Annotated in this window: 9 protein-coding genes and 3 pseudogenes; 9 read left to right on the top strand and 3 right to left on the bottom strand. The window is 62.0% G+C overall.

All coding sequences use genetic code 11. The annotated features are described in order from the left end of the window. The 4 genes and pseudogenes from MAMT_RS12030 to MAMT_RS10575 form a co-directional block, all read left to right on the top strand. Window positions 1–116 (top strand): annotated as a pseudogene (locus tag MAMT_RS12030) (IS481 family transposase); the annotation flags it as partial. Between the two features lie 111 nt (window positions 117–227). Continuing rightward, window positions 228–452, top strand: coding sequence for a type II toxin-antitoxin system RelB family antitoxin (gene relB / locus MAMT_RS10585; protein WP_142660995.1), 225 nt, complete (start codon window positions 228–230; stop codon window positions 450–452). After that, on the top strand, window positions 436–708 hold the full coding sequence (locus MAMT_RS10580) for a type II toxin-antitoxin system RelE family toxin (RefSeq protein WP_142660994.1): 273 nt from the start codon (window positions 436–438) through the stop codon (window positions 706–708). Before relB ends, MAMT_RS10580 begins: the two co-directional genes overlap by 17 nt. Before the next feature lies 1 nt (window position 709). Continuing rightward, window positions 710–915, top strand: a pseudogene (locus tag MAMT_RS10575) (IS1634 family transposase); the annotation flags it as partial. Here the strand turns inward: MAMT_RS10575 and MAMT_RS12025 are convergent. The 3 genes and pseudogenes from MAMT_RS12025 to MAMT_RS10560 form a co-directional block, all read right to left on the bottom strand. Then, a pseudogene (locus tag MAMT_RS12025) lies at window positions 910–1,104 on the bottom strand (IS1634 family transposase); the annotation flags it as partial. The pseudogenes MAMT_RS10575 and MAMT_RS12025 overlap by 6 nt on opposite strands. Before the next feature lie 103 nt (window positions 1,105–1,207). Beyond that, window positions 1,208–1,615, bottom strand: coding sequence for a DUF302 domain-containing protein (locus MAMT_RS10565; RefSeq protein ID WP_246186656.1), 408 nt, complete (start codon window positions 1,613–1,615; stop codon window positions 1,208–1,210). Window positions 1,616–2,065: 450 nt separating this feature from the next. Further along, window positions 2,066–3,061 (bottom strand): DUF6607 family protein, encoded by a 996-nt coding sequence (locus tag MAMT_RS10560; protein WP_142660993.1) that lies wholly within the window; start codon window positions 3,059–3,061, stop codon window positions 2,066–2,068. A gap of 376 nt (window positions 3,062–3,437) precedes the next feature. Between MAMT_RS10560 and MAMT_RS10555 the strand changes: the two genes are divergently transcribed. From MAMT_RS10555 to MAMT_RS10535, 5 genes are all read left to right on the top strand, one after another. Next, on the top strand, window positions 3,438–4,007 hold the full coding sequence (locus MAMT_RS10555) for a hypothetical protein (RefSeq protein ID WP_142660992.1): 570 nt from the start codon (window positions 3,438–3,440) through the stop codon (window positions 4,005–4,007). Window positions 4,008–4,674: 667 nt separating this feature from the next. Further along, complete coding sequence (locus tag MAMT_RS10550) at window positions 4,675–5,199, top strand: Ntn hydrolase family protein (RefSeq protein WP_142660991.1); 525 nt, start codon at window positions 4,675–4,677, stop codon at window positions 5,197–5,199. Window positions 5,200–5,230: 31 nt separating this feature from the next. Beyond that, complete coding sequence (locus tag MAMT_RS10545) at window positions 5,231–8,617, top strand: transglutaminase family protein (RefSeq protein ID WP_142660990.1); 3,387 nt, start codon at window positions 5,231–5,233, stop codon at window positions 8,615–8,617. 304 nt (window positions 8,618–8,921) lie between these two features. Beyond that, window positions 8,922–10,388, top strand: coding sequence for a circularly permuted type 2 ATP-grasp protein (locus MAMT_RS10540; RefSeq protein ID WP_142660989.1), 1,467 nt, complete (start codon window positions 8,922–8,924; stop codon window positions 10,386–10,388). Further along, entirely contained in the window at window positions 10,373–11,344 is a 972-nt protein-coding gene (locus tag MAMT_RS10535; protein WP_142660988.1) for an alpha-E domain-containing protein, read from the top strand. Before MAMT_RS10540 ends, MAMT_RS10535 begins: the two co-directional genes overlap by 16 nt. Window positions 11,345–11,362 lie beyond the last annotated feature (18 nt).

Genomic DNA, 11,362 nt, shown 5'->3' with positions numbered 1-11,362 from the left:
TCCCTCAAAAATCGCTCAATCACCAAACCCCACTTCAGGCCCTAAAAACATGACAACAATCCCATCCGCAGCTCTTCCAAAAAACAGTACGTAATCATCCAGGACCTGACACGTAGCCTGCTCTAAATAGACCGTGTTCCACAGCAGACGGCCTCTTATTTGCATGCACCATTTGCATCCAAGTGAAGGCTAGCTATACTTGTATAGCGATACGCAGGAAACCAGACATGCTTGCCATCCGACTGCCTGCCGAAGTGGAAAAGCGCCTGGCGGCGCTCGCGAGAGCTACTGGGCGCACCAAGACTTTCTACGCCCGCGAAGCCATTCTCGAGCATTTGGATGATCTCGAAGATTTGTATCTCGCGGAGCAGCGGCTGATCGACATTCGTGCGGGCAAGACACAAACCGTGCCCATCGAAGAAGTGATGCGGCGCTATGGCATGGAAGGTTGAACTGGATCCAGCCGCTGAGCGCGAGCTGGACAAGATCGATCGGACAAGCGCGCGTCGCATCCTCGCTTTCCTGCATGGGCGGCTGGCCCAGATCGACGACCCGCGCAGCCTGGGCGAAGCCCTCAAAGGCGCTAGGCTGGGCGAGTTCTGGAAATACCGCGTAGGCGACTATCGCATCATCGCGAGCATCGAAGACGGCGCTTTACGCATTCTCGTTATCCGCATTGGTCACCGGAAGGATGGGTATCGGCGCTAGCATAACGGATCGGACCCGGGGTGATGAAGATCGAGCGCCAATGGGTTCGCTACGGCATTGCAGGACGGAAGTGGCGTGCGATCCGCGATCGAGAGCGGCGGCATAGCCGCACCGCCCAAGGCGAAGAGCTGCGCCAGATCGCCAAGGCAAAGCGCAAGGGGGGCGGACCCAGTCGAGCTTGGCAGCCGGATCGGCCGGGCGCTCCAGTTCCATCCCGGTGAGCATCTCCAGGTTCCACCGGCTCTTCATCCCGCCGTCGAAGACGAAGACTGCCTCCCGGATCCCCAGCCGGCGTCTGAGAGTCACCAAGCTCGCTCCGTCTGGTTGGGCCTCCCGGTAAAGCTTCTTCTTGGTCCCGCTCCAGCAACCATTGAGCCCATCCATCGCCCGGTAGACTGCGCAAAAGTCATGGATCTATCCACAAAATGGTCAGAAACCTGCGGAAGAGGAGATAGCGGCGGGAACAACTTCCCCCGCTATGGGCCCATTGTGCCGTGGGTCAACCTAGGGATGACCGAATGATTTCGATTACCTTTTGATCGAAGGCAACCACCTCTTGATCCATATCGATCAAGCCGTGGCGTTCCTTCAGGTACGCCATGGTATTGAAAAAAACCTCGGCGGCCCCGCCCTCCCCCTCGCGGATCAGAATCTTGCTGGGCAGGTCGATGGCCAGCGTGGGGGCTGCGAGCATCAGCGGCGTGCCGCCTTTCGGGTTGCCGAAAACGAGGACTTCCGTGGGCGGCATCTGGAATCCGACCTCTTGCGCCGCGCGACTATGATCGAAATGGGCGAAGATGGTAAGACCCCGGACCGCGAGGGCACCTTTCAACCGCCGCACCGTTTCGGGCACGCCGTAAGCCGAGCGCCAATGAAAAAGACCTGTCGGCAATGGGTTTTGCCTCATGATTCCCTCCCTGGGTAAAAACGGGTGTGCGGGCCTGTCCGGCCCGGATTGCCCGTAACGCTATGTGCCGGTCCTGGGTTGCCACGTCCATCCCGATCATAGGAAATCGACGGCAGGCGTGTCCACGCAGGAAGAGACGAGAGGACGTGCCACCCGAATTCCTGGGAACGGATGCAGGGAAGAAAGCCGGCGATCCTGCCGCGGTGTCTCTGCACCGAGCAGCAACGCGGGCGAAAGAGCACGGGAGAAGCTTGAGAAGCGCGTCCACCGCCTAAACGCCGCATGGCCGCGAGTAGCGGCCTGCCGCACAGTGGCCAAGGAGTAAAACCCCGCCCGGCAACCCTTGTTCCGACCGGAAGCAGCCGGAGCGGCTTCGTCGTGGTCATACCGCCGGCCGGAGTATAAAACTCCTCGACGGTCAATCCGCGGGAACGGATCCTTTCCGGCCGCTTAGCGGCCCGATTCTGACGTCTCCTTGGGCAGGAAGAAACAGTGCTCCCCGATGAGCCCGAGGATTTCTTTCCACGCCTGCTCTTCGCTCTCCTTTGCCGGATCGAACTTCTCCGCGGCCTCGAAGAGACTTTCCGCGAGTTCCTTGGCATCCTGCTTTCCCTTGTAGCCGATCTCCCGATTCTGCTCGAGAATCCGATTCCAAGCGGAACGGACAACCTTCCAAAAGGGACCGGTCTTTTGGAGGTAGCGACCTGCGGCGGGAAAGTCGGCGCCACTTCCCTTGTCGTAGGCAATGACCCCGATCTCCCGCGCTAACACCGATTCCTCGCGTTCTCCCCGGCGCACCTTGTCGTTCTCCTCTTCCAGGATCCACCCGTCTCCGAAGACGATCTGATGCATGACCGACCGCAGGAGACCGTAATCTTTTCTTCGGGTGATCTCCCGCCGGGGAAGCGGACGCCGTAAGGGATGAGAGACCCATTCCGAAACCCCTCGTTCATGGCGCCACCGTCCGTAGCCCGCATACCGGGGCGCGTCATCCACATTCCAGACCGTCTGGGTCCAGCTCCCTTCGACCTCCTTGGGGTCCAAATCGCGGGAGCGCCATCTCCCCTGGCCCGCATATTCCCAGAATACACTCCTCTGGTAGTCCCAATCCTGCCGCCAATGCTTGGTTACCTCTCCCTTGGCGCCTACCAGCAGGTGCTGGAGAGCGATGTGCCCGCCCTTATCTTCGAGGAGGACCACCGCTTCGAATCCCCGGATCTTGTACGGAGGACGGAGGAGATAGCCGGGCTTCCAGGACAGGATCTCCTCGAACCGGTAGACCACCCTCCACTCTCCCGCCATTGCCAGGATGGCCTCGCGATCTGCAGCAAGCGACGTCTTTTCGGAAGAGGAGGCCTCGGGATGGGGCGGTTCTGCGGCACCCAGGCCAGGCGCGAGAACGCCGAGGAAAAGGAGCGAGCTCAGCACCGCAAGAGGACCTGTCATCTCCCAATGATACCTTCCCACGCAAGTCGGCGCTAAAAATAGGCAATCTGCGGTGAGCAGTCGCAACGCCCGGCACGCTACTCTTCCACTCCTTCGCCTTCTCCTCGCTCTTTCTGCTTTCGGGCTCCCGCTTGTGTCCAACGTGTCCGCGCTCTGGCGGATCCTAGGATGAAGCTTGGTTTTCGCAATCGCTGGAAGGGGTTGAAGGAATTTGGCGTGGACTGCCGGACCTGCTCGATTTAGGTTCGAGCAAGGCAACCTGTGGAGGTGCCAATCCTTTCGAACCCACCAAGAGGAAGGATTCATCGAACCCGTTTGTTGCCGGCAGTTGCCGGAAGCACCCAAAAAAGAGAAAGGCCTTCCTCCGGAATTCCGAATGTCGAAAAGAGAACTTGCCCCGATTCATGGCCCGATCCTCATCGGGCGATTGAGGCGAGCCGGATTGATGGGCTTAATAAAACGAGCCGCCCTTGCCCTCTCGATTGCCTGTGTCGTGGTTGCGGTAGGACCGCCGAGAGCAGCCGCTCTAGCAGTAATCTGGCAACCTCTCGAACACCCCACGGTGGGTAACGTAGGTTCCGGTACCCACAGCGAGGTAAAAGGGATGGCGATCTACACCACTCCCCCCGCCAAGCCTTACGTGATCGTCGGATTGATTTTTGCCCGCAAGGGTACGTTCATCTCGCCGAGAACGAGGGCCGTGGCTCTCGCCAAGAAAGTCGGCGCGAATGCCCTGATGTTGCTGGACCCCGATCAGCTTGAGATGGGTAGAGATACGACAACCTCGGGAGACCTTCCAGAATACCGCATACGCTATACAGGCGTCGTTTACTACGCAGCGATCCAATGGTCCCGCGCTGTCCCGCCGCATTCGTCGCCGAATGATATCGCCCCGCCTTCGGATCGAGTAGACCGCGCCCTTCCTGCGCAAGCCGCATCTCCCTAGCGGATCAGGGGACGCGCCTTCTTTTGCCGCATTTCCATGCTCGCTCTCCCTCTTCGGTTCCACATTAGGCCGGAAGGCATGACGGATGGAGGTCAACCGCCTGTCTCCAGCCGCAGGAGAACGCTGGTAAGACTGGCAGGCTGGGGAAGCGGATCGGTGTGCCCAAGGCAGTTTTGCTCCATGGACGATCGGGCTCGGCTCCGGTTTCCAGGCCAGCACGTAGCAGCTGAACGATTCGAGCAGCGCTACCAAGGACGTAAAGCTGCCACGCAGTGACCCATTCGTTCTGTCAATCGTCCGAACCTGATGCGGTCTCTTGACCGACAGCCCGCGCCGCAAATACGGAAAGGTGCTTTGACCGAATGCGGGCAGACTCAATCGCGGCTTCGGATCGACTGCCAGCGACCCTATTTGCCGCAACAAACGCCGCACCGGCATGGGTTTCACGGTTCCTTCTTCGCGCCGCAGTGCCTCCGTCATCCGGTACGCCCCCCAAACCTCGTGCTCCATTGGTTGAGCGTCCTGTTCTCACGCAATGCCACAACGACCATTTGACCTTGAACTCCACGCTGTGCCCTTGGCGCGTCCGTTTGCTTGTCCTGTCGCTCATTCGAGCGGCTTCTTTCTTCGCTTCATCACTGGTCGGACTTTTAGGGAGCAGTTCATCATGACTTATTGCCTCGCCATTCCTGTGAACTGTGGTTTGATTCTCTGTTTGGACTCGTGCACCCATGCGGGCACCGATAATGTGAGCGCCTACTCTAAAATGCATAGCTTCCTTTGGTCGGGAAACTACATGCTCTGTCTCCTCTCGTCAGGGAATCCGGCCACCACCCAGGGCGTGATCATGCGCCTGCGCAACGATGGGGAGTTGGGCGCCGATCCCAACCTCCTCAGCGTGCAATCCATGCGGGAGGCGCCGGATGATATCGGGCTGGTCGACGCCCAAATAGAACGCAATCAGGCAGCGCTTGAGATCGGCGGCAGCGGCCTTGAAGCGACGTTCCTCTACCGCACCGGCACCCTCGAGAAAGGACAGCGGCTATCCTTGAGCGAGGAGGATCCCTTTCCGCGTTCCATGGGTAAACGCTGGAACGAAGGACTCTGGCAGGCATTGAACCGCCTGCCGCCCTTTCCTTGGGAAGGCCAGAGGGATGAAGGGAAGATATGCCCCCTTTATCCTTCCCGTTAACTTAGGTGCATGAACACCAGGAGGGATTCCCATGGGTATTCACGTTGCCATTCGCCATCGGACCGAATATCACTTCGATCGTCTCGTAACGATTTATCCTCATATCCTGCGCCTCCGCCCGGCGCCCCATTGCCGCACCCCCATCCTCGCCTACAGTCTCAAGGTCGCTCCGGAGCAACATTTTCTTAATTGGCAACAAGATCCGTTCGCCAATCATCTGGCGCGCTTGGTGTTCCAGGAACGCGCCCGGTCGCTGCTCGTGGATGTGGAGGTCATTGCCGATCTGACGGTTCTTGATCCCTTTGATTTCTTTGTCGAAGAGAGCGCCGAACGCTGGCCCTTCCGTTACCCGGCGGCCCTTGCCAAGGAACTGGCGCCGTACCTGGAATGCGAAACGGCCGGGCCCTTGCTGCAAACCTTCCTCCATGGCATCGAGCGGCAAGAGCGAAACACCGTGCTCTTTCTCGTGGCCCTCAATCGACGGTTGCAGAAGACCATTGACTATAGCGTGCGCATGGAGCCTGGCGTACAGAGCTGCGAGGAGACCCTGGCCTCCCATCTGGGCTCCTGCCGCGATACCGGATGGCTACTGGTCCAGATCCTCCGCCACCTGGGCCTGGCGGCCCGCTTTGTCTCCGGCTATCTGGTTCAACTCGCAGCCGATGAGAAGCCCCTGGAAGGCCCGGCAGGTCCCGCACAGGATTTTACCGACCTCCACGCCTGGGCCGAAGTCTATCTGCCGGGCGCAGGCTGGATCGGGCTGGATCCCACTTCGGGGCTCTTTGCCGGCGAAGGACACATCCCGTTGGCCTGCACCCCGCAACCGAGCACGGCCGCGCCCATCGTCGGGGCTACCGATCCCTGCGAGGTGACGTTCACCTTTCACAATACCGTGACCCGCATCCGGGAAACTCCACGCGTCACCAAGCCTTACAGCGACCGCCAGTGGGCGGCCATCATGGACCTCGGCCAGTGGGTGGAGGCGCGCCTCGCTGCCGGGGATGTCCGCCTGACCATGGGCGGCGAGCCCACCTTTGTTGCGGTGGATGCCCGGGATACCCCGGAATGGAACAATGCTGCCCTCGGCGAGCAAAAGCGGGAACGGGCGGAAATTCTGGTGCGCAAGCTGCAGCAGGAATTTGCCCCCGGTTCTCTCCTGCATAGCGGCGAAGGCAAGTGGTACCCCGGCGAACCCCTCCCACGCTGGGCCCTGGGACTCTACTGGCGCAAGGACCGGGTACCCGTGTGGAGGGATGCCGGTCTCCTCGCGATCGCGGGCAGCGACTCGGGTCGGACGCTGTCGGACGCGCAGCGCTTTGCCGGCACCCTCGCCCGTTATCTTGGTGTGGCAGAGCAGTTTGTTCTGCCGGCCTATGAAGATGCGCTCCATTATCTGCAACAGGAGGCGGAGCTACCCGTCAACCTCGATCTGGCGCAGCTGCGGCTGGACGATGCCCGAGAACGCCGTTCCCTCGCCGAAAAACTCTCCCGCGGCTTGAACCAGCCCGTCGGCTTCGTTCTGCCCCTGGCCTGGGATGAAACACGGGAAACCTGGCGCTCGACGGCATGGACCTTTCGCCGCGGCCGACTCATCCTCATTCCCGGCGATTCGCCCCTGGGCCTGCGTCTACCCCTCGATGCCCTACCCTGGGTCGCCGAGGAAGACCGGGAAATACGTCCGGAGGTGGACCCCTTTGCGACGCACATGCCGCTGGCCGATATCCAGGGCGAGGTGGCGGCGCGCTACAACCGCCCCGTGCCCTCGCCCGCTGCTGCCGAAAAGACGCAGGCCCCTGCGGATGCCGACGTTGCCCCTCGCCAGATCCCTCACACCGCCTTGGCCATCGAGCCCCGTGGCGGCGGTCTCTACGTCTTTCTGCCACCGCTGGAACGCCTGGAACATGCCCTGGACCTCATCGCCGCCATCGAGGCCACGGCAGCGCACCTGGGCCTGCCGGTGGTGCTGGAGGGCTACCCGCCGCCCCGCGACACGCGCCTGGAAAAACTCCAGGTCACCCCGGATCCCGGAGTCATCGAGGTCAATATCCATCCCTCCCAGTCCTGGGAGGAGTTGGTGGCCCATACCGAGGGCCTTTACGAGGCCGCGCGGCAGTCCCGTCTCGGGGCCGAGAAGTTCATGCTGGACGGTCGCCATACGGGCACCGGCGGCGGCAACCATATCACCCTAAGCGGCAACACTCCCGCAGACAGCCCCTTCCTGCGCCGTCCCGACCTGCTGCAGAGCCTCATCACCTACTGGCAACACCATCCCGCCCTCTCCTACTTCTTCAGCGGTCTCTTTGTCGGCCCGACCAGCCAGGCACCGCGCGTGGACGAAGGCCGCCACGAGGCCCTCTACGAGCTGGAAATCGCCTTTAGCCAGATTCCGCCGGGCGAAGCGCACCAGCCATGGCTGGTGGATCGCCTCTTCCGCAACCTGCTGGTGGATGTGACCGGCAACACCCACCGCGCGGAAATCTGCATCGACAAGCTCTTCTCCCCCAGCGGCCCGGCCGGCCGCCAGGGTCTCGTGGAACTGCGCGCTTTCGAGATGCCGCCCCATGCGCGCATGAGTCTGGTCCAGCAGCTCCTGGTGCGAGCCCTGCTGCTTCGCTTCTGGGAACATCCCTATCGCCACGCCCTGATGCGCTGGGGCACCGAGTTGCATGACCGCTTTCTGCTCCCGCATTATCTCTGGGAGGATCTGCGTGAGATCCTGCTGGATCTCCAGGCCCACGACCTCCCTTTCGACCTAGCCTGGTTTGAACCCTTTCTGGAGTTCCGTTTCCCTGTTTACGGGCAGGTTCAGCTCGGGGACATCGGCATCGAACTGCGCGCGGCCATCGAGCCATGGCATGTGCTGGGGGAGGAGGTGACGGGTCAGGGCACGGCCCGCTATGTCGACTCCTCGGTGGAGCGTCTGCAGGTTCTGCTCAGCGGCATGAGCGACACACGCCATGTGCTGGCCTGCAATGGTCGGCGCATCCCCCTGCGCAAGACCGGCACTCCCGACCGGGAGGTGGCAGGAGTGCGCTATCGGGCCTGGCAGCCGCCTTCGGCCTTGCACCCCACCATTCCGGTACATTCCCCGCTGGTCTTCGATCTCATCGACACCTGGAATGGCCGCTCCATCGGGGGTTGCACCCTGCATGTCATGCATCCCGGCGGACGCAATTCCGAGCAATATCCGGTGAACGCCTGGGAGGCCGAAGCGCGCCGCCAAAGCCGCTTCGAGCAGATCGGGCATACCCCGGGACCCTACACGCCACCGCCGGTGATGTGGGCCAGGGGGCCCGTAGCGGGGAGCTTCGTTCCGGAGGGAAGCCACTCCGGTGCGATGGATGCGCCACCCGTAGAGACCAATGCCGATTACCCGGCGATATTGGATCTGCGCCTGGGTGGTGCGTTGCCACGGTAGCGGCATCGTCCGCATCCGGAATTTGCTCGAAGCCGGGGCATCAGGCCGAGGCGGGAGCCGGGCGAGGCCTACCGCTTCCCTTGGCATCGTGATTGCTTCATTGACGTTGTTCTGGAGAAGCTCTTTGATCGGGTCAACCATGACGCCCTTGGTTTCCCTCGACTCGCATGACCTCAACTTCTCGAACCGCCGGGTGCGGACCCGCAGGTCGGTGGTGTGGCAGGGGCGCAGCCTAGTGTCATCCCCTCATGCCGATCAACGCACAAGGCGTGGCGAATAGGCACCCGTTACGCACAGGAGGAGGATGAGCCTGCTTTCTGAGCGCTATGGAGAGCAATCGGCCTATGACGAGCTCATCGATGCCCAGCAACAGCCCCGGCTCGCGGCCAAGGCCCTCTTCGCTCACTTGCTCCGTCTCGACCCAAGCGCCCTCGCCGCCCGCCGCCAGGAGGCCGAGGCCGCGATCCTGGCCATGGGCATCACCTTCACGGTCTATACGGAAGCGGGCAACATCGACCGCGCCTGGCCTTTGGACATCATCCCGCGCATCCTTTCCCGACGGGAATGGGAGCGGATCGAGGCGGGCCTGAAGCAGCGCCTGCGCGCCCTGAATCTCTTCATCGACGACCTCTACAGCGCCCAGCGGATCATTCGCGACGGCGTCTTTCCGTGCGAGGTGCTGGAGGGGTCGCACCATTTCCGTCCAGTCTGTGTGGGCATCCACCCGCCCTTTGACGTCTGGGCCCACATTTGCGGAAGCGACCTTGTGCGCGACCAGGATGGCACCGTCTATGTCCTGGAGGACAATCTGCGGGTGCCCTCGGGGGTCTCCTACATGCTCGAAAACCGTCGAATCATGAAGCGCCTCTTTCCGGAACTCTTCCAGAACTGCAGGGTCTTGCCCGTGGATGACTATCCCAGCCGCCTCTACGATACCTTGTCCGCCCTCTCCCCCCGAACCGGGGAGCGCCCCGTAGTGGTGGTGCTGACCCCCGGCATTTACAACTCCGCCTACTTTGAACATAGCTACCTCGCCCAGCAGACGGGGTCCTATCTGGCGGAAGGCCCGGACCTCTTCGTTGGTCCGGATGACATCGTCTACCTCAAGACCATCGCCGGCCCCAAGCGGGTGGATGTCATCTACCGGCGCATTGACTACGAATACCTCGACCCCGAAGTCTGCAACCCGAAATCGGTGCTCGGCGTACCGGGCCTGATGACCGCCTGGCGCAAGGGTACGGTGGCCATTGCCAACGCGCCCGGCGCCGGCGTCGCCGATGACAAGGTAGTCTATGCCTTCGTGCCGGAGATCATCCGCTATTATCTGGGCGAAGCACCGATCCTGCCCAACGTGCCCACCTACCTGTGCATGCGCGCAGCGGACCGCGACTATGTCCTCGCCCACCTCGCGGAACTGGTGGTTAAGCCCGCCAATGAATCCGGCGGCTACGGCATCCTCATCGGGCCACGAGCCACCCCCGAGGAACGGGCCCGCTTTGCCGAACTCATCCGTGCCGATCCACGCAACTACATCGCCCAACCCACCCTCGCCCTCTCCACCTCCCCCACCCTGGTGGGAGATCATCTGGAACCCCGCCACCTCGACCTGCGGCCCTTCATCCTGCAGTCGGATCAACTGCACGTCACCACAGGCGGCCTCACACGGGTAGCCATGCAGCCGGGCTCGCTGGTGGTCAACAGCTCCCAGGGCGGCGGCAGCAAGGACACCTGGATCGTCGATCGGGAGGAGACCCCATGCTCTCTCGGGTAGCAGAAAACCTCTACTGGATGGCCCGCTATCTGGAGAGGACCGAGAACATGGCGCGCCTCATCAATGCAACCACCCTGCTCCTGCTGGACCTCCCGCCCGGTGCCCGATTCGGCTGGGAGATCCTCCTGCAGGTCGCAGGAGTCGGCGAACTCTACCGGAAACATTGCGGCCCCCCGGAAGAAACCCGCATCATGCGTTTCCTCATTGCCGACGAGCGCAACCCCGGCGCCGTGCTCTCCTGTATCCATCAGGCGCGGGAAAACAGCCGCACCTTCCGCGACGTGCTGCCCGCCGAGTTCTGGGAGCGCATCCATGCCCTCTTTCTCTTCGGGCGTGATCATGCCAGCGCCGCCGCCAACCGCCATGATCGTTACGCCTTTCTGAACGAACTCATCGCCCAGCGTCACGCCCTGGCCGGGCTCCTGCTGGGCAGTATGAGCCAGGATACGGCCGATCAGTTCGTCAAACTAGGGAGCAACATGGACCGTGCCGACATGACCACCCGCATCGTCGATGTCACTACCGCCGTCATCCTCCCCCAGCATGACAGCCTGCGCGAAGCCGTGGGCGAAAGTCTCTGGATCGGCGTCCTGCGCGCCATGAGCGCCTTCGAGATCTACCGCCACCATATTTCGGCGCAGGTGTGCAGCAACCAAGTGGTCGATTTTCTCCTCAAAAACGACCGATTTCCCCGCACCGTCAAACACTGTCTGAGCGAAATGGAAGTTGCCCTGGCCCTGCTCCCCAACTCGGACGGCCCCCTGGATACGGTGCGGCGGGCGCGCAAACGGCTCGACGCCCTGCGTCTCGACGACCTCAGCCCGGCCCCCCTCCATGAGGATCTGGACCAGGCGCAAAAGGACCTGAGCGCTATTCATCATGCCATCCATCAGGAATACTTCGATCCCCTCGCGCAGCACCGCACGCCCGACCCGCAGTGGACGGCGATTTGCTAGAAGGGAATCATGCGAACC

The organism is Methylacidimicrobium tartarophylax (assembly GCF_902143375.2).
GTDB classification, from domain to species: Bacteria; Verrucomicrobiota; Verrucomicrobiia; order Methylacidiphilales; family Methylacidiphilaceae; genus Methylacidimicrobium; species Methylacidimicrobium tartarophylax.
Note: the sequence above shows the minus strand (reverse complement) of the source record. Positions and strands in the feature narration are given on the sequence as shown.

Bases quoted from the DNA above. Each gene is read 5' to 3' on its own strand.
- relB (WP_142660995.1), top strand. From the start codon at position 228: ATGCTTGCCATCCGACTGCCTGCCGAAGTGGAAAAGCGCCTGGCGGCG.
- MAMT_RS10580 (WP_142660994.1), top strand. From the start codon at position 436: ATGGCATGGAAGGTTGAACTGGATCCAGCCGCTGAGCGCGAGCTGGAC.
- MAMT_RS10565 (WP_246186656.1), bottom strand. From the start codon at position 1,615: ATGAGGCAAAACCCATTGCCGACAGGTCTTTTTCATTGGCGCTCGGCT.
- MAMT_RS10560 (WP_142660993.1), bottom strand. From the start codon at position 3,061: ATGACAGGTCCTCTTGCGGTGCTGAGCTCGCTCCTTTTCCTCGGCGTT.
- MAMT_RS10555 (WP_142660992.1), top strand. From the start codon at position 3,438: ATGTCGAAAAGAGAACTTGCCCCGATTCATGGCCCGATCCTCATCGGG.
- MAMT_RS10550 (WP_142660991.1), top strand. From the start codon at position 4,675: ATGACTTATTGCCTCGCCATTCCTGTGAACTGTGGTTTGATTCTCTGT.
- MAMT_RS10545 (WP_142660990.1), top strand. From the start codon at position 5,231: ATGGGTATTCACGTTGCCATTCGCCATCGGACCGAATATCACTTCGAT.
- MAMT_RS10540 (WP_142660989.1), top strand. From the start codon at position 8,922: ATGAGCCTGCTTTCTGAGCGCTATGGAGAGCAATCGGCCTATGACGAG.
- MAMT_RS10535 (WP_142660988.1), top strand. From the start codon at position 10,373: ATGCTCTCTCGGGTAGCAGAAAACCTCTACTGGATGGCCCGCTATCTG.